The following is a 22503-nucleotide window of genomic DNA, read 5'->3' as shown; positions in this document are numbered from 1 at the left end:
CCGCGCCGCCGGTACGGCTCGGCGCCGGTGAGACCGGCGTGCAGCTGTTCTGTGCCGCCGACTGGCTGAACCGACGGCCGCTGACGCGCGCGGATCTGGCGCGCGAGGCCGAGCAGCTGGGGCGTGTCGGCATCGGCCTGCAGACCGCGGCCGACTGAGCGGCGTTCAACCGGCGTTGAATTCGCGGGTCGCCGCGAAGGTGATCTCCGGCCAGCGTTCCTCGGTCAGCTGCAGCTTGACCCGCGACGGTGCGAGATAGACCAGCGCGCCGCCGTGATCCTCGGCCACGCCCGTGTCCATGCGGTCGCGAAAGCGCCGGATCTCGCGTGCATCGCCGTAGATCCAGCGCGCGGTATGGACCTGGACCGCCTCGAATCCGGCGTTGACGTTGTATTCGGACTTCAACCGCTGAGCGACCACGTCGAACTGCAGCGTGCCGACCGCGCCCAGGATGACGTCGTTGTTGTGCAGCGGCCGGAAGACCTGGGTCGCGCCCTCCTCGCAGAGCTGGTCGAGCCCCTTGTGCAGGGCCTTGGCCTTGAGCGGATCCCGCAGGACCACGCGCTGGAACAGCTCCGGCGCGAAGTTCGGAATGCCCGTGAAGGCCAGTTCCTCGCCCTCGGAGAAGCAGTCGCCGATGGCGATGGTGCCGTGGTTGTGAATGCCGATGATGTCACCGGGCCAGGCGGTCTCGGCCGCCTCGCGGCGATTGGCCATGAAGGTGAGCGCATCGTTGATGCGGATGTCCTTGCCGGCGCGCAGATGGCGCATCTTCATGCCCTTGGCATAGTGGCCGGAGCACACGCGCATGAACGCGATCCGGTCGCGATGCTGCGGGTCCATGTTCGCCTGGATCTTGAACACGAAGCCCGACAGCGCGTCCTCGGACGGCGCCACGTCGCGGGCCCGGGTCTCGCGCGGACGCGGTGCGGGCGCCCACTCGACGAAGGCATCCAGCAGTGGCCGGATACCGAAGTTGTTGACCGCGGAACCGAAGAACACCGGGGTGACCTCGCCGGCGAGATACATCTCCAGGTCGAAGCCGTCGCCGGCCTCGCGCACGAGCTCGATCTCCTCGAGCAGATCGTCGTAATAATGCCCGGCGATCTCGGCCAGGCGCGGGTCGTCGAGGCCGTCGAGGGTGACCGTGCGGCCGCCGCCCTCGTTGTCCGAGCCCTCGTAGAGATAGACCTTGTCCTCGAGCAGGTGATACACGCCCTTGAACTGGCTGCCCATGCCGATCGGCCAGGTGATGGGCGCACAGGTGATGCCCAGCACGTCCTCGATCTCGTCGAGCACCTCCAGGGGCGGGCGGCCCTCGCGGTCCATCTTGTTGATGAAGGTGAAGATCGGCGTGGTGCGCAGGCGACAGACCTCCATCAGCTTGATGGTGCGCGGCTCCACGCCGCGGGCGATGTCGATGACCATGAGCGCGCTGTCCACCGCGGTCAGCGTGCGGTAGGTGTCCTCGGAGAAGTCCTCGTGGCCCGGAGTGTCGAGCAGGTTGACGATGCGTTCGTTATAGGGAAACTGCATCACCGAAGTGGTTACGGAAATGCCGCGCGACTGCTCCATCGCCATCCAGTCGGAGGTGGCGTGGCGCGAGGCCTTGCGCCCCTTCACGGTCCCCGCGAGCTGGATCGCGCCGCCGAACAGCAGCAGCTTTTCGGTGAGTGTGGTCTTGCCCGCGTCGGGATGGGAGATGATCGCGAAGGTGCGTCGCTTGGCCGCTTCCTGCGCAGTCGGCGTGTTCGCTGTTGCGGCGGGTTGAGTCATCGGGCGCTCCGGGCAGATCACCACGGGGTCATAGGTTACTGTCTGTGCTGGCAATAATCGCTGTATAGTACAGCGCTATCCATAGGCAATAGAAACTCAATTGGCAGAGTCGATACGGTACGCCTATAGTTCACATCACGCAGCGGGGTCACCCCGCTGTCGCAGAGACGGTGTCTCCCCCTCACCGATCTGCAATACGCAGCGCGCATCCTACCCGAGTCATGCCGCTGCGTGGATCAGGGCGTCGTTCTCCCCCTGGCGACGTCCGCCCCCTGGCCCGGATCGGTTGCCCTCCCGATCCGGGCTTCTTTTTGGGCGCTCGTCGAAAGAGCCGGCGACGCGTCCGTCGGTCGCGGATCAGTGCGGCGACGGGGCCGCCGCGCCGGCACGGCGCATGCGCACGAGCACGCCGGCGATGTACATCGCCAGAAAGACCGCGAACATCAATTCCTTGACTTCCCCGGCCTCGATCTCGAGCGGCGCGGGCACCGTGCCGGCGACGGCCTTGAGAATCTTTTCGGGAATGGAGGCCAGCGGGGCGATGAAGCCGATCGCCACGCATTCGAAGCCGGGCATGATCAGCCCCCGGAATGAGTGCAGCGAGTGGCGAAGGCCCCGTGCGCGCCGCACGAGCGGCAGGATGGCGCCGCCGACCAGCATGGCGATCGCGAGCAGGTTGCGGGGCAGCTGATCGAGCAGCGTTCCGGCGATTCCGCTGGTGTTGTGCAGGTTGGTCTCGGCCTGGTCGTTGACCTCGGCCCACTCCTCGGGCGCCGACCAGCCGGCCATGTGCTGGCCCCAGCTGGCTTCCTCGCCGCCGAAATACACACAGCCGAGGCAAAAGACCAGAAAGAAGGCGACGAGCTTGCGGTCGCCCTGGCGCCAGGCCCAGCGTGTCGCCAGGAGGCCGCCGACCAGTGCCAGCGCCTGCATCACCAGGGTGGCTTTTTCGGTGATCCCCGATTCGTGCAGGACCCAGCGGTCGTAGACCGCGAAGTCCAGCAGCGCGCGTGCCAGATAATGGCTGAAGTAGATGACCAGCGGCAGCCCGAGCCAGGCCCAGCCGGGCAGCGCGGTATCGGGGCGTTCATTCATATCGGGGCGTTCATTCATGACGAGTGATGCGCCGGACGGGCGCGACGGTTGATGTAGTGCGCATATTCTATGCGCTACGGTCAGCGCACCGCGAACGGTTGCGGCAGATCGTCGTCGGAATCCGCCGGGGCGACCTCGACGTGATCCACCCGGGCCATCGACGGGCCGACGGCCAGCCAGTCACCGAGGCGATCGAGCGCGGCGTCGTCGCCGGCGGCCACCAGTTCGACGCCGCCGTCACGGCGGTTCTGCACCCAGCCGGCCAGGTCCAGCTCGCGCGCGCTCCGTTCGGTCGCGGCCCGAAAGCCCACGCCTTGAACGCGTCCGGTGACGATATAGTGACGTGCATTGCGCATGATCATGTCCTGCTCGAGTATAGTGGCTACACGCTATTGAACGGGCGGAGTCGGTCGATGTTCAACCTGATCCGCACACGGCTGCGCGCGCGAGCCGGCCGGCATGGGGATGCGCCGAGAAACCGCGATGCGCGCCTGCAGCTGCGCCTGCCCAACCCCTACGGCGGCCGGCCGTGGCTGAGCGCGACCGTCGCGTTCTCCGCTGCGCCGCACGCCCGGGGCGAGACGCTGCGCCTGCGCGCCCATGTCGACAGCTGTCTGCGCCTGACGGATGCCGAAGGCTCGCCGTCTCTCGGCCACGGGCCGGTGGCGCGCCGTTCGCTGGCCGACAGCGGCCGTCACGCGGCGGCGTCACTGGTCCGCGGCGTGCTTTCGCGTCTGCCGGCCGAACGGCTGGCACCGATCACTGCGCGTCGTCGCCGCAGCTGGATCGACGTTCAGTTCAGTACGGCGCCGTTGGATGCCGGCGCGGACGCCCTGACGCCGGAGCCGCTGCGACGCGTCTACGGCGGCGGTCTGCCGCGCCTGGCCGCCGGCGAGCCGCGGGTCGGGGTGTGGTCGGGCCCGGCGGGCGGGCCCGCCGGGGGGCTGGCGCGGCTCGTACTGCTGCAGTTCGACGAACGTGATCTCGGCGCGGCCTCGGGGTTCAACCTCAACGCCAGCGCCGCTCGGCTGGTCGAGCCGGCCAGCGCCGCCGATGCGGAGGCCGCCGAGACCGGCGTGAATTGACTCGGCGGGCGATTTACAAGAGCATAACGCTGCGCCGGGGCTCCGTGGCGCACGCTGTTACCGGGAGAGCATATGATTCAAAGCTGGCGTAAATGCCTGATGGTGTTCGTGTGTGGCATGGTTTTGGCCGCGCCGGCATGGGCTCAGTCCGACGAGGGCGGCGACCCGGTCGCCGGCAAGGAACGCTTCTATACCTGTGCGGGCTGTCACGGCATCGACGGGTATGCCAACGCCTATCCCACGTACCACGTGCCCAAGATCGGCGGCCAGCACGCGGACTACATCGTATCGGCGCTCGAAGCCTATCGCAGCGGCGCGCGCGAGCACTCGACGATGCACGCCCAGGCCTCCAGCCTGAGCGACGAGGACATCCAGAACATCGCGGCCTTTCTGTCGCAGCAGAAGTCGGATTGAGCACGGGAAGCAGACGAATGATCCACGCATTTTCTCGCATCGCCCTCGTGGCCGCGCTGTCGCTGGCCGCGGGCCCGCTCATGGCGCAGTCCGAATCCGGTCAGGACAAGGCCGCCGACAGCGACTGGGTGTCGCAGACCACGCAGACCTGTGCCAGCTGCCACGGCAAGAACGGCGTGGCGCAGACGCCCAACTTCCCGATCATCGCCGGTCAGTACCAGGACTATCTCCTGCATTCGCTCAAGGCTTACCGCGACGGTGAACGCGAGAACGCGGTCATGGCCGGCCAGGTCCAGAACATGAGCAACGATCAGCTCGAGGCGCTGGCGCGCTACTACAGCCGTCAGACCGACACGCCGCTGCATACCCCCTATCTGGACGATTGACGGCCGCCGGGCCGCGCGCCGTGTCGAACTTCGCCCTATACATGCTCGGTGTGGTCGTCGTGGCCGGGGCGCTCGCCTGCGGCGCCTATATGCTGAGCGTGCCGCCGGGGTGGATCGGCGTGGGTGCGGCGGTGATCGTCGGCTTCGGTCTGATGGGCGCGGTGGGCCGGACCCGTCCGCCCCGGGATCGTCGCTGACGCCTCAGCCGTCGCCGGTGTAGCCGAGACGGGCAAGCAGGCCGTCGAACTCGTCCAGGTCATGGAAGGTGATGCGCAGTTCGCCGCGGCGCCGGTCGGGATCGTAATCGATGCGCACGGCGTTGCCGACGTGTTCGGCCAGGCGCGTTTCCAGTTCCGCCATGTCGCTGCCACCGGCCGGGGCCGTCGGTGCCGGCGTGTCCGCCGCGCGCGCGGCCCGCTCCAGGCTGCGCACGCTCAGCGAGCGGGCCGCCGCGGTGCGCGCCAGTTCGATCTGACGCGGCGGCTCGAGCCCGGCCAGGATCTTGGCGTGACCGAGATTGAGACGGCCGGCATCGAGTAGCGCCTGGACCGGTTCGGCCAGCTGTCGCAGGCGCAGGAAATTGGTGACATAAACGCGCGACTTGCCGATGCGGCCGGCGATGGCTTCGTGCGTCAGGCCGTGTTCGGCGGCCAGCCGCGCCAGGCCGTGAGCGGTGTCCATCACCCCCAGCGATTCGCGCTGGAGATTCTCGATCAGGCCCAGCACGGCGGCCTCGCCGGCGCCGAGATCGTTGCGTACGATCGCCGGGATCTCGGCCAGCCCGGCCCGCTGGGCGGCCCGCCAGCGGCGTTCGCCGGCCAGCAGCCGGTAGCCTGCGGTCGGCGAGCCGCTCACCACCACGGGCTGGATGACGCCCGAGGCCTCGATCGAGGCGGCCAGCTCGGCGAGCGCATCGTCGTCGAAACGGCTGCGCGCCTGGCTGTCGCCCGGTGCGATCCGTTCGATCGGCAGGGTGTGGATCCGGTCGCGCCCGGCGCGATCGGTGGCGCCGGATTCGGGCGGCGGCGGGTCTGCGGATGACGGCATCGTGCGTGCTAAGCTCAAGGGACAGGGCGGAGTGTAAAACCATAGACGGGCCGCCGCGTGCGCGCGCCCGTGTGCGAGGAGTCAGATGCGCACCCGGCAGTTTCTAAAACCCCGGACGGTGAGCCGGGAGGTCGACGAAATCGTCGATGCGCTGCCCAAGCACAATATCGGCAGTCAGGGCTACGACCCCTGGGGACTGAACCCGGATACCGCCAAGATCACCTTCACGGCGGTGCGCTGGCTCTACGAGCACTATTTTCGGGTCCGCGCGCACGGCCTCGAGAACGTCGCCGGATCCGGGCGCCTGCTGATCGTGGGCAATCATTCGGGCCAGCTGCCGATGGACGGCGTCATGGTCAGCTTCGCCGTCGCCAACAAGGCCGAGGACGCGCGCCTGCCGCGTTCGATGATCGAGCGCTGGTTTCCCTCCGTGCCGTTTCTGGGCAACTGGATGAATTCGGTCGGCGGCGTCATCGGTGATCCGAAGAACTGCGCCAAGATGCTCGAGCGCGAGGAGGCCATCGTGGTCTTCCCCGAAGGGATCCGCGGCTCGGGCAAGCCGTATCGGCTGCGCTACCAGCTGCAGCGCTTCGGCCACGGCTTCATGCATCTGGCCATGGAGCACGGCACGCCCATCGTGCCGGTGGGTGTCGTCGGCTGCGAGGAGACCATGCCCTCGCTGGTCGACATCAAGCCGCTGGCGCGCATGCTCGGCATGCCCTATTTCCCGCTCGCGCCGCTCGTGCCGCTGCCGGCGCGGGTGTTTCTGAACTTCGGCCGGCCCATGCATTTCGCCAACGACGCGCGCAACGAGCAGGACGTCGAATGGCGCGTGGAGGAGGTCAAGGACGCCATCCGTGACCTCATCGACACCGGCATCGCCCAGCGCAAGAGCATCTTCTGATGAGCGACGGCAAGCGCAAGCAGCCGGCGCGGCGCGGGGCGTCCGCGGCCGCGTCGTCGGAGACCGTACGCCGCAAGACGCCCGCACGCCGGCGCACCGAAGCCGAGGCCCAGGCCCGTCCGGCGGGCCTGGGCATCGGCAGCGAGACCCGCGGCAAGGTGCTGGTCACCGGCGCGGCCGGGGCGCTGGCCCAGCACGTCATCGCGCTGCTGCGCGAGCACTACGACGTCGTCGGGGTCGAGTTTCGCGGCGTGCAGGCCGAGTATCCGGACACCGTCGACTATGTGGTGGATTTCAACACCCGCCCCTTCGAGGACGTCTTCCGCGAACACGGCTTCATGGCCATCATCCATCTGGGCCGCATCCGTTTCACCCAGTCCACCCGCAACCGGCGCTATTCGGCCAACGTGGTGGGTACCGCGCGACTGCTGCGCCTCGCGCTGAAGTACGGGGTCGAGCAGGTGATAGCGCTGTCGACGTACCACGTCTACGGCGCGGATGCGCGCAACCCCTCGCTCATCGACGAGGAGTACCCCATGCGCGCGGCCAACCTGATGCGCGAGGTGGTCGATGCGGTCGAGCTCGAGAACCTGTTCAACATCCATCTCTACAAGCATCCCGAGCTCAACATCAGCATTCTGCGCCCGTGCAACATCGCGGGCCCGGGCATCAACAACGAGATCAGCCGCATGCTCTCGCAGCCGGTCGCGCCCTGTCTGTTCGGCTTCTCGCCGCTGATGCAGTTCATTCACGTGGAGGACATGGCCCGCGCCGTGGTGCGCTCGTTCGAGCGCAACCATCCGGGCGTATACAATGTCGCGCCTGACGACTACGTGGCGTATCAGGATGCCCTTCAGCAGGCCGGCTGCCGGCGGCTGTTTCTGCCCTCGGTGCCGCCGGCACTGGCCCGGCGAGCGGTCCGGGCGCTCGGGCGCTATGCGCCGCCGGACTATCTGATCGACTTCTTCAAGTATGCGGTCATCATCGACGGCAGCCTGTTCGCCCGGACCTTCGACTTCGAACCCGAACATTCACTGACCGAACTGCTCAGCCACTACCGCGGCCTCAAGTAGGCCGCATCGCCACGAGACACACCATGCCCCAGACCCTGCCGCATCGTCTGCTCACGCTCCTCGGCCCGCTCGCGCTGCTCGCGCTGGGCGGCTGCGTGCACAGCCCGCCGTCGGATCCCTGGGACCCGATCGAGCCGGTCAACCGCGCGGTCTATCAGTTCAACGACAAGGCCGACCAGTACGTGCTGCAGCCGGCGGCCCGCGGCTACGATACGGTCACCCCGGATCGGGTGCAGACCAGCGTCGGCAACTTCTTCGACAACGCGCGCATGCCGATCACCATCGTCAACAGCGCGCTGCAGCTGAAGTTCGACTCGTTCAACGTCGCCCTCGGGCGCTTCATGGTCAACTCCACGGCCGGTGTCGCCGGCCTGTTCGATGTCGCCAGCGCGCTGGAGATCGACGAGCCGGACGAGGATTTCGGCCAGACCTTCGGCTACTGGGGGCTCGGCCAGGGCCCGTATCTGGTGCTGCCTTTCCTGGGGCCGAGCACCGGGCGCGACTTCGTGGGCGATCTCGGTGACCAGTTCCTCTATCCGATCGACTATCTCGACGAGATCGACGACGACTACCAGTACATCATCTGGGGTCTGCGCGGTCTCGAACTGCTCAACTATCGCGCCCGCCTGCTCGGCTTCGAGGACACGCTGGAACAGCAGTTCGACCCCTACGCTTTCCTGCGCGGCTACTACCTCGAGAACCGCCTGAAGGACGTGTACGACGGCGATGTGCCGCCGGAGCGCATGTACGGCGACGACGCCGCCGACGGCGAGTAGCGCCGGCGTCGTGACGCAGAACAACGCGGACATGCGTGCGCTGGCGCGGCTGTCGCGCAGCGAACTCCACGCCCATGCCCGCCATTACTTCAAGACCGGCGGCCGGACCGAACCGGAGGTGGCGCTGGTGGTGTACGGCGGTGCGCAGGCGATCCTCAAGGACTACGCGCGCACGCCCGGCTGGTTCGGCCGGCTGATCGCGCCGATCCTGATCTGGCGCGAGTACAGCGCGCTGGTGCGGCTTGCGGGGCTCGAGGGCGTGCCGTCGCTTCACCGCCGTCTGGACGCCCGCGGACTGCTTATGGAATACCTGCCGGCCCGGCCCTGGCCCAGCGCCGACGCGCCGGACGCGGCCTATGCGCGGCTGCGCACGCTGGTCGACGCCATGCATCGCCGCGGCATCGCGCACTGCGATCTGCGCGCGGCCGGCAACATGCTGGTCGACGACCAGGGCCGGCCCTACATCGTGGATTTCGTCGCCCGGGTGCAGCGCGGTGCGCGCTGGAATCTGCCCTGGAACTGGCTCTATCGTCAGTTCGTGCGGGCCGACGAGAGCGCGCTCGCCAAGCTGCGGGTGCGCTACGCACCGCATTTGGCCACGGCCGCCGATCGGCAGACGCTGTCGACCCAGGGGCCGCTGGAGCGCATCGCCCGCGCCATCGGCGAAAACACGCGCAGTCTGCTGCGCTATTTCGTCCGTTCGCGCTAGCGTCGACGAGTTCGCGTGACCTGGCTCCTGCGCTTTCTGACGTTGTTCCTGCCGCTGCTGCGCTGGCCGCTGCGCGCCTGGATCAACACCCACACCACGCCGTCGGATCTCGACGAGATCGCGCTCGAGGGCGACAAGCCCGTCTGCTATGTCCTGCCGGTGGGCAGCGTCATGGACTGGCTCGCCCTGGAGGCCGCCTGCGCGGAACGCGGCCTGCCGCGTCCCTATCTGGCGGCCAATCGCCTGCCCCGGACCAACCGTGCGGTGGTGCTGGCGCTGCCGGTGGGCCGGGGTCGCACGCGCTCCGAGCTGCAGCGCATCGTTTCGCGTGGGCTGCACGATCGCAGTTTCGACGTCCAGCTGGTCCCGGTTTCGGTCTTCTGGGGACGCAACCCGGTCAAGGAGACCTCGATCCTGCGCATCCTGTTCGCGGACAGCGAACGGCCCGGCCGCCTGCGCAAGCTGCTGATCGTGCTCGCCAACGGTCGCAACACGCTGGTCCATTTCGGTCAGCCGCTGGATTATCGGGGCTTTCTGGACGAGGCCGCCGCGCCGGCGACCCTGGTGCGCAAGCTCGTGCGCGTGCTGCGGGTGCATTTCCGCCGCCAGCGTGCGGCCACGCTCGGCCCGCCGCTGTCGCGGCGCAGTCAGCTCATCAACTCGCTGCTGGCCGATCCCGACGTCACCCGCGCGATCGCCGAGACCGCGCGCCGCGAGGGCAGCACGGTGGCCGCGGTGCGCGTTCGCGCCCGCGACATCGCCAACGAGATCGCCGCGGACTATTCCAACATCGCCATCGGCTTCATGCTGCGCGTGCTCACCTGGCTGTGGCATCGCATCTACGATGGCATCGACGTGCGCCATCTGCCGCGGCTGCGTTCGGTCTCACACGACCGCCGCGAGATCATCTATCTGCCCTCACACCGCAGCCACATGGACTATCTGCTGGTGTCCTACATCCTCTATCGGGAGGGGCTGGCACTGCCGCAGATCGCCGCGGGCATCAATCTCGACTTCTGGCCGATCGGCGGCCTGCTGCGGCGCTGCGGCGCCTTCTATCTGCGGCGCAGTTTCAAGGGCGATCGGCTCTACACGGCGGTGTTCCGCGCCTACGTGGAGGTGCTCATCGCCCGCGGCCAGCCGATGAAGTTCTATCCCGAAGGCGGGCGCAGCCGCACCGGCCGGCTGCTGCCGCCCAAGACCGGCATGCTCTCGATGACGGTGACGAGCGCGCTCGGCGAGGGCGGTGCGCCGGTCGCGATCGTGCCGGTCTACATCGGCTACGACCGGGTCATGGAGGTCAACAAGTACTTCGACGAACTGCGCGGCACGCGCGCGAAGAAGCGCGAATCGATGGGCGATCTGGTGCGTGGCTCGACCAAGATCCTCAAGCGCAAGTACGGCCGCGTGTTCGTCTCCTTCGGCACGCCGATCGACCTCTGGGACTACGCCGACGTCCATCTGCCCGGCTGGCGCGACAAGATGGCCGATCTCGACGCCGAGACACGGCCGCAGTGGCTGCAGTCGTTCGTGGCCGGCCTGTCCGAGCGGGTGATGGAGGGCATCAACGCCACCGCGACCCTCAACGCCACCGGCCTCGCATCGCTGATCCTGCTCGGCAGCCCGCAGAAGGCCATCGCCGAGAACGAGATGACCGATACCCTGGCGCTGCTGGCCGGGCTGGCGCGTCGCTGCCCGTATTCGCCGGATGCCACCGCGCCGGAGCCCGACGGGCCGGCGCTGCTGGCCGAAGCCGAGCCGCTGATGCGCCTGGTGCGCCTGCCCCATGCCTGGGGCGACGTGCTCACGGTGGAGTCGCGTCAGGCAGTGCTGCTGACCTACACCCGCAACAACGTCATGCATCTGTTCGCGCTGCCGTCGCTGGTCGCGAACTTCTTCGCCCACTTCGAGTCGCGCAGCCGCGAGGCCATGCTCGCGGACGCGGCCGAACTCTATCCGCTGCTCGCCTCGGAGCTGTTCCTGCGCTGGCAGCCCGAGGAAGCGCCGGCGGCGCTGGACGCCGCCACCGACGCGCTGCTGGACTGCGGCCTGCTGGTGCCGGGCGCGCAACCCGGCCAGCTGCGCCGGCCGCAGGCCGGTTCGCCGGCGTTCGCGGCGCTCATGAGTCTGGCGCGCATCATGCGCGAGTCGCTGGAACGCTATGCGATGACCGTGATGCTGCTCAGTCACAACCTCGAGGCCGGCGAGGTCGAGCGCGGTCGGTTCGAGCGCCAGTGCCAACTCATGGCCGAACGCATGGCCATCCTCACCGGCCGCAACAGCCCGGAGTTCTTCGATGCGCGGCTGTTTCGCAATCATCTGCAGACGCTGGTTCGCGTGGGGCTGCTGCACCAGAAGGGCAGTCGTCTGACCATCGACCCCGCGCTGCGGGATCTGGCCGAGCACGCGCTGCAGCTGCTGGGCTCCGACCTGCGCCAATCGCTGGCCCATCTGACGTCGCTGCCCCAGCTCGAGGACGGCGCCCCGGGCGAGACGCGCGTCGGCAGCGGCTGACCGAGGCGGGATCAGCGCAGTTCCGCACCCCGCCACAGATACAGCGGTTGCGGGCCCGTGCTGTGCGCCAGCCAGCGTTCGAACGCCGAGCCCGCGGGCCCGAGCTCGGCCTGTGGCGCGGCCCCCGCGAGGCCGGCCGACAGCGTCGCCGGTGCGTGGCCACCGCGGTAGTAGCGGATCACCCGGGCGTTATCGACGCCGGCCCGGTCGCGGGCGATGTCGATCACGTCGTCGATATGCCCGATGGTGTCGACGAGCCCGAGCTCGCGGGCGTCGGGGGCGGCCAGGATGCGGCCGTCGGTGATCGTGTCCAGATGGGCCCGGTCCAGATCCGGACGCCGGCGCTCGAGCACGTCCACGAAACGTGCGAACAGCGAATCGACCACGCGCTGGACGATGGCGCGCTCCTCGGCGGTGGCCGGCCGCAGGGGCGAGAGAATGTCCTTGTGCGGGCCGGAGGTGTAGCTCTGGTTCTCGATGCCGAGCTTGTCGAGCAGGCCGGCGGTGTTCACGCCGACGAGGATCACCCCGATCGAGCCGGTGATCGTGGTCGGCTGGGCGATGAGCGTGTCCGCGGCCAGCCCGACGTAGTAGCCGCCCGAGGCGGCCACGCCGCCGAAGCTGGCGATCACGGGCACGCCGGTGGCCTCGTGATAGCGGCGGATGCGGGTGTAGATCTCGTCCGCCGCGGCGACCGTGCCGCCGGGGCTGTCGATGCGCAGCACGACCGCGCGGATCGCGTCGTCGGTCTCGGCCCGGTCCAGCGCCCGGCTTACCTGTGCCAGGGTCGAGGGCTGCTCGATCAGGCCGAAGGCCTGCCGGCTCGGCGTATCGGAAATGAAGCCCGAGATCGGCAGCCACAGGATCTTGGCCGAGCCCTCGCCGCGGATCGTGGTCTCGCGGAGCGCGTCATCGGCGTTGCCGAAGGGGGCGGTCACGAACACGCAGCCCGACAGCGCCAGCAGCGCGCTGGCGAGACCGACGAGCCGGAGGAGACGCGGCCCCGGACGCATCGCTCAGTGGACCTGTGTCTGCCAGTTCTCGATCTCGGCGACGATGCGCTGGCCGGCCTGCTCCAGGCAGTGGCGGGCAGCGTCGCGCTCGTCGTCCTCCAGATGGGAGAACGCCATGGCGATGAACGGGCGGGCGCTTTCCAGCACCTCGTGCTCGTGCAGCTGCCGATGGGCGGTCTCCAGCGCGGCCAGGCACTGGCCGATGGCGTCGCCCGGCATCTCGGCCTGCTGGAAGACCATGACGCAGGCGCCGGTGGCCGCGTTGTCCAGCACCTCGGCGTCCTTGACGCGCTCCGGATGGTCCGCGCCGTAGCGCTCGGCCAGATGCGAAATCATCTCCACGAGCGCGAGCATGGCCGGCATGTCGTCGTGCAGGGTGGGGTGGCCGCGCTTGGCGGCGATGTCGGCGGCCACCTGCAGCGCCGGGCCCACGACGCGGTGGTAGGCCTCGGCGTCCAGCGCCTCCGGATCGAGTTTCTCGGGATCCAGCCGTCGGGAATCGGATACGCTCATGGCTTGCGTTTCGCTCGCTCGGGGAATGGCGCGCCGCGGCAGTCGCAACGGCGCATGGCGTCGAGTATAGAACACGGGTCCAGCGGTCTGCGCCGGGCCGGCGAAAACGCCCTGCGGTGCGGCCCCACCCGGGTGGCGTTGACACTCGCGCCCGGGGCCGCCGAGACGCCGCGGCCGAGTCGGGCCCGGATGCGGGATGCGCCTCGCTGCCGGCCGATCCGCGTCCCGCCGCTAGGCGGCCGGGATGAGCGCGCGCACGCGGGCCCCGCCGTCCTCGTTGCGTTCGAGCTCGATCTCGCCGGTGTAGGAACGCACGATCTCGGCGGCCACGGCCAGACCGAGGCCCTGGCCCTCGCGCGAGGCATCGGCGCGCACGCCGCGCTCCAGCAGCCGCTCGGTCTCGCCGTCGCCGAAACCGTCACCGTCGTCGTCCACGCACAGCGCCAGATCGCCGTCGCGCTCGCGTGCGGACACGCGGACCGTGCCGCCGCCGTACTTGGCCGCGTTGTCCATCAGGTTGCCGAGCAGCTCGGTGAGGTCACCCTCGTCGATGGGCGCCCGCAGCCCCGCCGGCACGTCCACGTCGAAACGCGTGCCCTGCTCGGCGTAGACCTTGGTCAGCGCGCGGGCGAGTTTCTCGGCGGCCGGCGCGATCGCGATCGGGGCCGCCAGGCTGCGCTTGCCCGCGGCGGCGGCTTTCTGCAGCTGATAGTCGAGGATGTCGTTCATCCGCGCGAGCTGGTTGCGCAGTGGTGCGCGGTGGGCCGCGGGCAGCTGCTCGTCCTCGGCCAGGCCGCGCAGGATCGCCATCGGCGTCTTCAGGCTGTGGGCGAGATCGCCCAGGGCGTTGCGGTAGCGCGTCAGCCGGGCCTGATCGTTGGAGAGCATGGTGTTGAGGTTGCTCACCAGCGGCTGGATCTCGTCCGGATAGCGGCCCTCGATGCGACGCTTCTCGTCCGACTGCAGGCTGACCAGATTGCGGGCGAGCCGGCGCAGCGGCGCCAGCCCCCAGCGCAGGATCAGCAGCTCCACCAGCAGCAGCATCAGGGCGGCGACGCTGAGTACGGTCCACAGCATGCCGCGAAAGCGCTGCATCTGCTTGGCGAAGGAATCGGCGTTCTCGGCCACGATCAGGGTGTAGCGATAGTCGTCGCCGGCGTCGGTCACCCAGCGGAAGCCGAAGGCCAGGGTGATCAGGCGGGTGTCATCGCGTTCGACCCGGGTGAAGCGCCATTCGCCGACCTCGGGCCCGCGCTCGAGATCGATCGTGCCCAGCAGCGACGGCGAGCGCCAGACCGGCTCGTTGTCCTCGTCGAGGACCAGGGCGTACAGGCCGGAGTCCGGGCGCGACAGGTCCGACTCGGGCAGCACCCGCGGCGCCAGCCGGAAGCCGCCATCCGCGGTGATTTCGGCGCTGCCGAGCAGGGCGTAGCTCAGCCCCTGCAGGCGGTCGCGCTCGGCCTGATCGGCGCGTTCGCTCACGGCCGTCTCCAGCGCCACGCCGGTGAGCACGATGAAGGCCAGCAGGAGTACCGCGGTGGCGGCGAGCAGCCGCGCCCGCAGCGAATTCATCACTGGGGATCGTCGTTGGCCGGTGCGGGGCTGCGCTCGTTGCGGGCCAGGCGATAGCCGCGGCCGCGCAGCGTCTCGATGGGTCTGCGCTGGCCGTCCGGATCGAGCTTGGCCCGCAGCCGCCGCACGAACACTTCGATGACGTTGGAGTCGCGCTCGGCGTTCTCCTCGTAGATGTGTTCGGTGAGCGCGGTCTTGGACACGACTTCGCCGGCGTGGAGCATCAGATGCTCGAGCACCCGGTACTCATAGGCCGTGAGTTCGACCGTTTCGCCGCCCACGAAGACCTCCTGACGCGCGGTGTCGAGCACGATGTCGCCGGACTCGAGCCGCGGCTGGGCCCAGCCGCGCGAACGCCGGACCAGCGCCTGGATCCGGGCGATCAGTTCCTCGGGCTGAAACGGCTTGACCACATAGTCGTCGGCGCCGGTCTCCAGCCCCTCGACCTTGTCCTGCCATCGGCTGCGGGCTGTGAGGATGAGGATGGGATAGTCCAGGCCCGCCTCGCGCACCTCGCGGATGATGTCGAGCCCGGTCGGCCCGGGCAGGCCGAGATCGATGATGGCGATGTCGACGGGATATTCGCGGGCGTAGAACAGTCCTTCGTCGCCCTCGCCGGTGGCGTCCAGCGCGAATCCCTCCGCGCGGAGCTGGTTGCAGACCTGCTCCCGCAGGTCGACGTCGTCCTCGATCACCAGTGCGCGCATTCGCCGTACTCTCGTCTCAAGCCTTGTGCGGCCGCCTAGTGGCGGGCCTCGACGTGCACCACCCGCACGCGGCCGCCGTCCAGCAGTTTGACCCGATAATACGGGCCGCCGGGACCGTCTTCCAGCACCACGTTGAGCACCCGGCCGCCGTATTCACGCGAGGCGCGCCGCCCGGCCTCGGCCGGCGCCACGTTGGGTTCGGGCCGTTCCGATTCGCCATTCTCGTCGCCTGGCTGGCCGCTCGGACCGGCCGCTTCCGCCAGCGAGGAGCGCAGTCCGCTTTCGCCCAGACCGGCAAACGCGCTCGGCGCGATGCAGGCACACGCGATGACCGCGAGTGCCGGCCCGAAGCGGGGCCTCCTGCGTCGAATGGGGGCGGCTGTGGTCACGGCACCGCCTAGTAGCCCCGCGATGCGGGGTCGCCCTGGCGCTGCACGCAGTCCTGCAGACGGTTGTCTTCCATGCGCTGGGCGTTCCAAGCGCCCGCCGCCGCGCCCGCGGCGACGCCCGCGCCCGTGGCGAGATCCCGCCCGGAGCCGCTGCCGAACTGGTTGCCGAGCAGGCCGCCGGCGAGGCCGCCGATCACGCCCTGGCCGACTTGGCTGGTGGCGCCCTTGACCGCCACGTTGCGCTCGTCGTCGGCGTAGTAGCAGTCGTAGCGCCCTCCGGGCACGGCCTGAAAGATCGGATCGACCTGGGGCTCCGGGTTCGACGCGCATGCGGTGAGCACGCCGGCGCCTGAAAGCAAAGCGATGATGGCGAGTCGTGGTGCCTGCATCGTGACCCCCGCTGATAATGTCCGCCAAAATTAGGCGCGAGGCGCTGAACGTTGCCTTAATTGTGCGACGGCGACGCCGCATCTCGCGTTCACAGGGCGTTCAGACCCGATGCGGGTACAGTCGTGTCCTCAACGCTTGCGAGATCAGCCGGAGGTCGCGAATGGGTCATCGGATACGCCGCGCCGCAGCGGGATGGGCCATCGCGGTGCTGGCCGCAGGCACGGCGCCGGCGGCCGACAAGGCCGAGGTGGTCATCCACGAGCACGACCATCGGAGCACGCCGTGGGGCGATTATCGCAGCGAGCGGCACACCCGGGTCTTCGGCCCGGAAAGTGGCTTCCGCTACGAGGAATACCGCACCCGGTCGCGCCATCCCCGCTCGTTCGCGCCGGCCGCGGCGCATCGGCACGGCCGTGTGATCGAGCGTTTCGGTCCCGGCCATCGGCGCGCCGCACCCACGGCCCCGCGTCTCGGCGGGCACGCGCGGTCGCCGGGCGCTTGCGCCCCGGCTTCGACGACCGGCGCGCGCGTGATCGGGCCGGCCGAACGGGCGATCGAGCCGGGCGAACGCCTGATTCAGCCCGACGGTGCGCGCGACGGGCGCTGACCCGCCGGGGTGGCGCCGGGCATCAGGCCGCACTGGCCGAGCGCCTCCTGCCAGACGGCGGTATGGGCGTCGATGGCGGCGTCGAGCCGCGTCCAGGGCGTGTCGTCGCCCGTCAGCGTGGCTCGGACGTAGCGGGCGAATGGCGGCGGTATCGTCACGTGCTGGGCCGCGATCAGCGAGCCGACGGCACGCTGCCAGTCGCGCCCGGCGCGCACCAGTGTCGACAGATAGGGCTGGACACGCTGGCCGTAGATCTCCAGCAGAACGGTCCGCAGTACGCGGGCGCGTCGATTCGGGCGCTGCTTGAAGCACAGCGGTCGCCGCGCCAGGCGGGCCTCGAGCATGCGGGTGGCGCGTTCGAGCGCCTCGGTGGCCGCGTGCGCCGCCTGCAGCAGGGCGCCGCCGTGCTCGCTGGATTCGAGCGTTCGGTAGTAGTCGCCGAGGCGTTTCTCGTCCAGCGGCCGGGCTGCGGTCAGCGCTTCGCCGGCGCCGGCCAGCCCCGCCAGGGCACGCCGCGTCGGGCCGCCGGCGGTGTGCGGATCGAGCCCGTTTGTCTCGCCGGCGAGGCTGAACAGGCCGATGAGCGCGTCATCGGCGAAGGTGGCGTTCCAGAACACGGCCGGGAGGCTCGCGCGTTTGCGGGCGATCAGGGCGCTCAGGCGCGCGTGCAGTGCCGTGTCGGCGTCGATCTCGGTGCGGCAGCGCTGGAGGCCGCCCAGCAGGCGCGACTCGTAGGCCAGCCGCTGCTGCGGCGGCGCCACTCGGCCGAGAATGCTGTTGCGCTTGGAGATCAGGTTGACCAGGCCGCAGCGGCGCAGTTCGAACAAACCGATCCAGCCCGTACGCGGCGTGTCCACGATTCGCGTCAAGGCGCGCTTGGCCGGGTAGGCCACCGGCGGCGGCGTCCGGGCCAGCGGCACTGCGGTATCCAGGACCCGGGCCAGTCGGGCCAGATAATCGTCGAATCGGGCACGCGGGGTGTCGGCCGCGCTGCAGCCGCCGATAAGGAGGATGAGGATCAGCGCACACAGTCGCGACCGGAACACGGCGGCGCGCGAGGGGCCGGCGGGGGGCTTACCGGTCGCCCGAGGTGTGCGCCCACAGGGAAGAGGCACAGGCATGTTCGGCAAACGCAGCCCGCAACGGGCCGAGGCGACGGATCGCAACAGCATCCGGGCGCGCGTGAGCGTGCACCTGGCCGCACCGCTGGCCGAGAGCCGGGCCCTGCGCGATCGCATCGCCGATGCGGTCGTGCCGCTGACCAGCGAGGTGATCTCGGACGCGGGCAGGCGGCTGCCGGCCTCGGATGCGGTCTTCGCGCTGTTTCCCGAGCCGGAGGCGCTCACGCGGCTGGCCGAGGCGGTGCGCGAGCAGCGCGCCGCGCGCGGCGACGGCTGGCCGGTACTGATCGTGGGCCTGTCGCCGGACCGGCTCACCGAATTCGGCGGCTGGCTCGCGGACGCCGCGCCGGCGGATCTCGTGCAGGGGCTGCGGCTGATCGTCGAGCGTGATCCGGAACGGATCGTCGCGCAGCTGCCGGGCCGTCTCGAAGCGGTGGTCGAACCCAATGTCATCGCCATGCCGGTCTCGACCGAGGTCGACAACCCCGAATACAAGTACCTCTATTGTCTCAGTCCCGAGCTGCGCGGTCTGCGGGCGCATCTGTAGGAACTCGCTGAGGCCAATATCTCGCGCATCGACCTGCTCGGCGGGCCGGGGTCGGGCAAGACCTCTCGGGCTTACGACTATTGTCTGGCGCGGACCCGCGGCAACTTCGTCACCGCCGAGGCCACCGACGACAAGGCGGCGATGAAGTCGCTGCTCTGCGGCCACGTCTCCGGCGCCTTTCCGGGCGCGGGCTCGCGCACCGGCGCGTTCTCGCACGCCCGCGACGGCGTGTGCTTTCTGGACGAGTCGCACGGCGTGTCCGGCTCGGTGATGGAGGTGCTCATGGAAGCGCTGGACTCGAACCAGTATCTGCCCTACGGCGCCTCGGCCAAGCGTCCGCTGGACTGCGCCGTGGTGTTCGCCTCGAACCGCAGCTGGGATACGCTCATCGCATCGGTGAACATGGACGAGCACGCCCGGCTGGGCGCGATGATCCTGCATCTGCCTGATCTCGCGGTGCGGCGCGAGGACCTGATCGCGGTGCTGGCGACCACGCTCGACGGCATGCGCCGGCGTGCGACCACCTGGGCGGCCCCCGCAGGCCTGTCGCAGGCGGCCTGGCAGGCGATCGGCGACTGCCCGTGGCGGGGCAATACGCGCGCGCGCTCATCCGCGTGATCGAGACCGCGTTCGTGACCGCGGCGAGCCGGCGCGCGCCGCTGATCGAGCGCGATGCCGTCGACGAGGCGATGGTCATCTGGGAGCCCGAAACCCATGCCAGCCACGCGCTGTACACCAGCGGTGGCCGCTAGGCGCGCTTACTCTAGGGTCTACGGGGCCGCGCCTCTCGTCGGAATCGCCTGCGCGTCGTGTCATCGCACGGCCGCTGCCGGGCGTCGCGAGCGGCCGCAGCATCTGCCTCGAAGTGAGAACGCAGTGCCCGCTCATGCCCGCGCCATAGCGCCTCGGCGTGGCACGCGGCGGTCCTTCCACACGGCCGCGGCGACGCGCTCGCCGCCCGCGATGGCCTGACGGGCCTGCCGGCCCGGCAATCGCCCCGGCACGTGCGCGTCGCCGGTCGGTACGGCCCACCAGGCCAGCCGCACGCCGCCGACAGTCGCGGTATGCTGATCGCATGACCGCGCCGGACGAATCCGTCACCGCCGCTTCCGCCGCGACCGCGACGCTGGCCCGGCCGCTGACGCTGCCCTGCGGCCAGGTCCTGCCCAATCGCATCGCCAAGGCGGCGATGACGGAAGGCCTGGCGGATGCCCGCATGAACGCCACGCCGGCGCACGAACGCCTCTACCGGCGCTGGTCGCACGGCGGCGCCGGTCTGCTGATCACCGGCAACGTCCAGATCGACCGCTGGGATCTGGAACGGCCGGGCAACGTCGTCATCGACGGCGCCGCGGATCGTGCGGCGCTGGCGCGCTGGGCCAGCGCCGGCACGGCCGGCGGCAGTCAGCTCTGGATGCAGATCTCGCACGCGGGGCGGCAGGCGCCGTTCTACTGCTCGCCGACGCCGGTGGCGCCCTCGGCGCGGCGGCTGCGGCTGCTGGGCGCCTACCGCACGCCGAGCGCGCTGACCGTGGCGGGTATCGAACAGATCGTCGAACGCTTCGCGGCGGCGGCGCGTCTGGCCTGGGAGACCGGCTTCACCGGCGTGCAGATCCACGCCGCGCACGGCTATCTGCTCAGCGAGTTCCTGTCGCCCGCGGTCAACCACCGCCGCGACGACTACGGCGGTTCGCTGGCCAATCGCGCGCGCCTGCTGCTCGCGGTGGTGCGCGCCGTGCGTCGGGCGGTGGGCCCTGGTTTCGCCGTGGCCGTCAAGCTCAATTCCGCGGACTTCCAGAAGGGCGGTTTCGACGACGCCGACTGCGTGCAGGTGGTGCACTGGCTCAACGAGCTGGCGGTCGATCTGATCGAGATATCCGGCGGCAGCTACGAACAGCCGCGCCTGCTCGGGCACGAGGGCGACGCCGATCAGGCCGAGGCGCCGCGTGCGAGCACCCGGACACGCGAGGCCTATTTTCTCGAGTATGCGGCGCGGGTCCGTCGGGCCGCGCGCATGCCGGTGATGGTGACCGGCGGTTTTCGCAGCCGGGACGCGATGGCCGCGGCGATCGACGAGGACGGGGTGGACGTGATCGGTCTCGGCCGGCCGCTGTGCGTGGACCCGTTCTTCGTCGCACGGCTTTTCGAGGGCACCACCGAGGCCGCCGCCGATCCGGGGGCGGAACTCGCCTACGGCCGCGGCGTGCTCGGCCCGCGGTCCGGGGTCACGGCGCTGCGCTTCATCAACATCTTCTCGCAGATGGGCTGGTACTACGTCCAGTTGTTCCGGCTCGGCCGCGGCGCCGAACCGAACTGGCGTCTGCCGCTCTGGCGTGGGCTGCTCGGCCACGTGGCCGCGGAACTGCGCAGCGCCCGGGCGATCCGCGCCTTCCAGAAACAGGCGGCGCAGCTGCGCTAGGGCCTTTCGACACGTCATGCGAGTCCGCGCCGGGCGCTCCCTGAAAAGCGACTATGGGCGGCAAGATAAGGCGTCGTGCGCGCAGCACAGTCGTTCTTCGCCAGCGTGCGACAGCGCTGGATTGCCGCAAAAAAGCGCGCGTCCCTCCGGGAGGGGCCGCCCACGACCAATCGACCGGGGGCGCGCGGCGGCGTTGCCCGTCTGGATCGTGGCGCGCCACGACGGGTGACTCGCGCCTTGCCGCACGCGATATGTGCGATCTCCAAGGCGGCGCTCGTGTGACGAGGCCTTAGTACAGTCGGGGCGTCAGGCGAAGATCGCCACGCCGAGCAGCACGATGCCCACGGCATTGATCAGGCCGTGGCCGGCGACCACCAGCCGGGGCGGGGTACGCTCGCGCCATACGAGCCCGAACAGGACGGCGCCGGCGGCGAAGCCGATGGCCAGCAGGCCGAAGGCGGTCCATACCAGCGTCTGGCCGTGCATGAGCGCGCCGATCAACAGCACCAGAAGGCCGAGGCCGGCGATGCCGCCGTGGGCGGTGCGCACCGCCGGCGCGGCGACGTCGAGCACGGCCATGGCGAGGCCGCCGGTGGCGGCTACGAGCAGCAGCACGAATGCCAGCGCGAGCATGCCTAGCTCTTGCCGTCGTCCGAGCTGCCGTCCGAGCCGCCGCCGCCGTTGCCGCCGCCGGAGCCGCCAGCATTCGAGCCGCCGCCGTTCGAATCGCCGCCGTCCGCCTTGCCCTCGGGGGATTTCTCAGAAGGCGCGGACTCGCTGTCGCGAACCTCCATCGAATCGACGACGTCCTTCACCCCGGCCTGCGAGCGGGCGCTCTCCAGGGCCGCCTTGCGGGTCTCCTCGTCCGGCACGTTGCCGCCGAGCGTCACCACGCGATCGGTCACGCCGACGGAGATCGCGGCCTCCTCGAACTGATCCTCGTCGAGCAGTTCACGCTGGATCTTGCGGAACAGCACTTCGTCGGTGACCGTCTTGTCGACCTTCTGCGAGGCTTCGTCGACCTTCTGGCGCGCGGCCTGCAGCTCGGCCTCCGACTCGTTCAGGTTCGAGCGCAGCTCGGCGAGCTCCTCCTTCTTGGCCTCGAGCGCCTCCTGTGCCTCGTTCCGGGCCTCGCGGGCCTCCTCCAGCTTCGAGGTGGCGTCCTCGTACTGCTCCTGCGGATCGGGCGAGCAGGCCGTGATCGCCGTGGCGGCGGCGATGAGCGCGGCGGCGAACGTCAGCGGGCGCGCGATGGACTGAATCGTGGGCATGGGTTTCCTTGGCCGGATCGTTGTTCGAAAAATAACACGTTTCCACGCGCGTCCATCGGCGCGCGGGACGGGGCGGGGCCAGGCGGCGGCACCCGCCGGCCGTCGCCGGCGGCGCGTCAGGACGCCGGGATCACGGACGGGCGGGTCGACGCCGTGCCGGTCGCGTCGACCGCGA

Annotated in this window: 27 protein-coding genes; 14 read left to right on the top strand and 13 right to left on the bottom strand. The window is 69.8% G+C overall.

Annotation, left to right across the window (positions count from 1 at the left end; translation table 11 throughout):
- Positions 1-165: 165 nt before the first annotated feature.
- From SAHL_RS07455 to SAHL_RS07445, 3 genes are all read right to left on the bottom strand, one after another.
- On the bottom strand, positions 166-1776 hold the full coding sequence (locus tag SAHL_RS07455) for a peptide chain release factor 3 (protein ID WP_123590780.1): 1611 nt from the start codon (positions 1774-1776) through the stop codon (positions 166-168).
- A 357-nt stretch (positions 1777-2133) separates the two neighbouring features.
- A complete protein-coding gene (locus tag SAHL_RS07450; RefSeq protein WP_148045517.1) occupies positions 2134-2871 on the bottom strand; it encodes a hypothetical protein in 738 nt (245 codons plus the stop codon).
- 80 nt (positions 2872-2951) lie between these two features.
- Positions 2952-3227 (bottom strand): acylphosphatase, encoded by a 276-nt coding sequence (locus SAHL_RS07445; RefSeq protein ID WP_123590779.1) that lies wholly within the window; start codon positions 3225-3227, stop codon positions 2952-2954.
- Positions 3228-3284: 57 nt separating this feature from the next.
- Here SAHL_RS07445 and SAHL_RS07440 point away from each other — a divergent pair, with 57 nt between their 5' ends.
- The 4 genes from SAHL_RS07440 (at position 3285) to SAHL_RS17795 (ending at position 4953) form a co-directional block, all read left to right on the top strand.
- Positions 3285-3956, top strand: coding sequence for a hypothetical protein (locus tag SAHL_RS07440; protein ID WP_123590775.1), 672 nt, complete (start codon positions 3285-3287; stop codon positions 3954-3956).
- A 72-nt stretch (positions 3957-4028) separates the two neighbouring features.
- Positions 4029-4370, top strand: a complete 342-nt coding sequence (locus tag SAHL_RS07435; protein ID WP_123590774.1) for a c-type cytochrome — start codon at positions 4029-4031, stop codon at positions 4368-4370.
- 17 nt (positions 4371-4387) lie between these two features.
- Positions 4388-4756, top strand: coding sequence for a c-type cytochrome (locus tag SAHL_RS07430; RefSeq protein ID WP_123590773.1), 369 nt, complete (start codon positions 4388-4390; stop codon positions 4754-4756).
- Between the two features lie 20 nt (positions 4757-4776).
- The gene (locus tag SAHL_RS17795; protein ID WP_184947499.1) at positions 4777-4953 is read left to right on the top strand and encodes a hypothetical protein; all 177 of its coding nucleotides are present in this window, start codon (positions 4777-4779) and stop codon (positions 4951-4953) included.
- Between the two features lie 4 nt (positions 4954-4957).
- On the opposite strand, the gene SAHL_RS07420 is transcribed toward SAHL_RS17795, so the two are convergent.
- Entirely contained in the window at positions 4958-5803 is an 846-nt protein-coding gene (locus tag SAHL_RS07420; protein WP_123590771.1) for a ParB/RepB/Spo0J family partition protein, read from the bottom strand.
- A gap of 85 nt (positions 5804-5888) precedes the next feature.
- Between SAHL_RS07420 and SAHL_RS07415 the strand changes: the two genes are divergently transcribed.
- The 5 genes from SAHL_RS07415 to plsB are packed head-to-tail and all read left to right on the top strand — an operon-like array spanning position 5889 to position 11779.
- Positions 5889-6707, top strand: coding sequence for a lysophospholipid acyltransferase family protein (locus SAHL_RS07415; RefSeq protein WP_123590770.1), 819 nt, complete (start codon positions 5889-5891; stop codon positions 6705-6707).
- Positions 6707-7780, top strand: coding sequence for an NAD-dependent epimerase/dehydratase family protein (locus SAHL_RS07410; protein WP_123590769.1), 1074 nt, complete (start codon positions 6707-6709; stop codon positions 7778-7780). The genes SAHL_RS07415 and SAHL_RS07410 overlap by 1 nt, the downstream gene beginning before the upstream one ends.
- A gap of 23 nt (positions 7781-7803) precedes the next feature.
- Entirely contained in the window at positions 7804-8556 is a 753-nt protein-coding gene (locus SAHL_RS07405) for an MlaA family lipoprotein (RefSeq protein ID WP_123590768.1), read from the top strand.
- A 10-nt stretch (positions 8557-8566) separates the two neighbouring features.
- A complete protein-coding gene (locus SAHL_RS07400; protein WP_123590767.1) occupies positions 8567-9265 on the top strand; it encodes a protein kinase family protein in 699 nt (232 codons plus the stop codon).
- A gap of 15 nt (positions 9266-9280) precedes the next feature.
- On the top strand, positions 9281-11779 hold the full coding sequence (gene plsB / locus SAHL_RS07395; RefSeq protein WP_123590766.1) for a glycerol-3-phosphate 1-O-acyltransferase PlsB: 2499 nt from the start codon (positions 9281-9283) through the stop codon (positions 11777-11779).
- An 11-nt stretch (positions 11780-11790) separates the two neighbouring features.
- Here the strand turns inward: plsB and sppA are convergent, their stop codons facing one another.
- From sppA to SAHL_RS18335, 6 genes are all read right to left on the bottom strand, one after another.
- Positions 11791-12792 (bottom strand): signal peptide peptidase SppA, encoded by a 1002-nt coding sequence (gene sppA, locus SAHL_RS07390; RefSeq protein ID WP_123590765.1) that lies wholly within the window; start codon positions 12790-12792, stop codon positions 11791-11793.
- A 3-nt stretch (positions 12793-12795) separates the two neighbouring features.
- The gene (locus SAHL_RS07385) at positions 12796-13305 is read right to left on the bottom strand and encodes a hypothetical protein (RefSeq protein WP_123590764.1); all 510 of its coding nucleotides are present in this window, start codon (positions 13303-13305) and stop codon (positions 12796-12798) included.
- A gap of 231 nt (positions 13306-13536) precedes the next feature.
- Positions 13537-14877: an ATP-binding protein gene (locus tag SAHL_RS07380; RefSeq protein ID WP_123590763.1), complete on the bottom strand. Its 1341-nt coding sequence runs from the start codon at positions 14875-14877 to the stop codon at positions 13537-13539.
- Positions 14877-15584, bottom strand: a complete 708-nt coding sequence (locus tag SAHL_RS07375) for a response regulator transcription factor (RefSeq protein WP_123590762.1) — start codon at positions 15582-15584, stop codon at positions 14877-14879. Before SAHL_RS07375 ends, SAHL_RS07380 begins: the two co-directional genes overlap by 1 nt.
- Before the next feature lie 35 nt (positions 15585-15619).
- Positions 15620-15973, bottom strand: a complete 354-nt coding sequence (locus SAHL_RS07370; RefSeq protein ID WP_123590761.1) for a PepSY domain-containing protein — start codon at positions 15971-15973, stop codon at positions 15620-15622.
- Between the two features lie 8 nt (positions 15974-15981).
- Positions 15982-16362 (bottom strand): glycine zipper 2TM domain-containing protein, encoded by a 381-nt coding sequence (locus SAHL_RS18335; protein ID WP_123590760.1) that lies wholly within the window; start codon positions 16360-16362, stop codon positions 15982-15984.
- 161 nt (positions 16363-16523) lie between these two features.
- Between SAHL_RS18335 and SAHL_RS07360 the strand changes: the two genes are divergently transcribed.
- Positions 16524-16970, top strand: coding sequence for a hypothetical protein (locus tag SAHL_RS07360; protein WP_123590759.1), 447 nt, complete (start codon positions 16524-16526; stop codon positions 16968-16970).
- Here the strand turns inward: SAHL_RS07360 and SAHL_RS07355 are convergent.
- Positions 16940-18016 (bottom strand): DUF3080 family protein, encoded by a 1077-nt coding sequence (locus SAHL_RS07355; RefSeq protein WP_184947497.1) that lies wholly within the window; start codon positions 18014-18016, stop codon positions 16940-16942. The genes SAHL_RS07360 and SAHL_RS07355 overlap by 31 nt on opposite strands.
- Before the next feature lie 73 nt (positions 18017-18089).
- Between SAHL_RS07355 and SAHL_RS17790 the strand changes: the two genes are divergently transcribed.
- From SAHL_RS17790 to SAHL_RS07345, 4 genes are all read left to right on the top strand, one after another.
- Positions 18090-18638, top strand: coding sequence for a hypothetical protein (locus tag SAHL_RS17790; RefSeq protein ID WP_184947495.1), 549 nt, complete (start codon positions 18090-18092; stop codon positions 18636-18638).
- 18 nt (positions 18639-18656) lie between these two features.
- Positions 18657-19256, top strand: coding sequence for a sigma 54-interacting transcriptional regulator (locus SAHL_RS07350; RefSeq protein ID WP_123590757.1), 600 nt, complete (start codon positions 18657-18659; stop codon positions 19254-19256).
- Positions 19220-19390 (top strand): hypothetical protein, encoded by a 171-nt coding sequence (locus SAHL_RS17785; RefSeq protein ID WP_184947493.1) that lies wholly within the window; start codon positions 19220-19222, stop codon positions 19388-19390. The genes SAHL_RS07350 and SAHL_RS17785 overlap by 37 nt, the downstream gene beginning before the upstream one ends.
- 323 nt (positions 19391-19713) lie before the next feature.
- Positions 19714-21057 (top strand): NADH:flavin oxidoreductase/NADH oxidase family protein, encoded by a 1344-nt coding sequence (locus SAHL_RS07345; RefSeq protein ID WP_123590756.1) that lies wholly within the window; start codon positions 19714-19716, stop codon positions 21055-21057.
- 306 nt (positions 21058-21363) lie between these two features.
- On the opposite strand, the gene SAHL_RS07340 is transcribed toward SAHL_RS07345, so the two are convergent.
- Positions 21364-21690: a hypothetical protein gene (locus SAHL_RS07340; protein ID WP_123590755.1), complete on the bottom strand. Its 327-nt coding sequence runs from the start codon at positions 21688-21690 to the stop codon at positions 21364-21366.
- 2 nt (positions 21691-21692) lie between these two features.
- On the bottom strand, positions 21693-22328 hold the full coding sequence (locus tag SAHL_RS07335; protein WP_123590754.1) for a BON domain-containing protein: 636 nt from the start codon (positions 22326-22328) through the stop codon (positions 21693-21695).
- Between the last annotated feature and the right edge of the window lie 175 nt (positions 22329-22503).

Origin of the sequence: Salinisphaera orenii subsp. halophila YIM 95161 (assembly GCF_003732545.1) — a bacterium.
Taxonomy (GTDB): domain Bacteria; phylum Pseudomonadota; class Gammaproteobacteria; order Nevskiales; family Salinisphaeraceae; genus Salinisphaera; species Salinisphaera orenii_A.
This window is presented reverse-complemented; position numbering and strand designations above follow the sequence as displayed.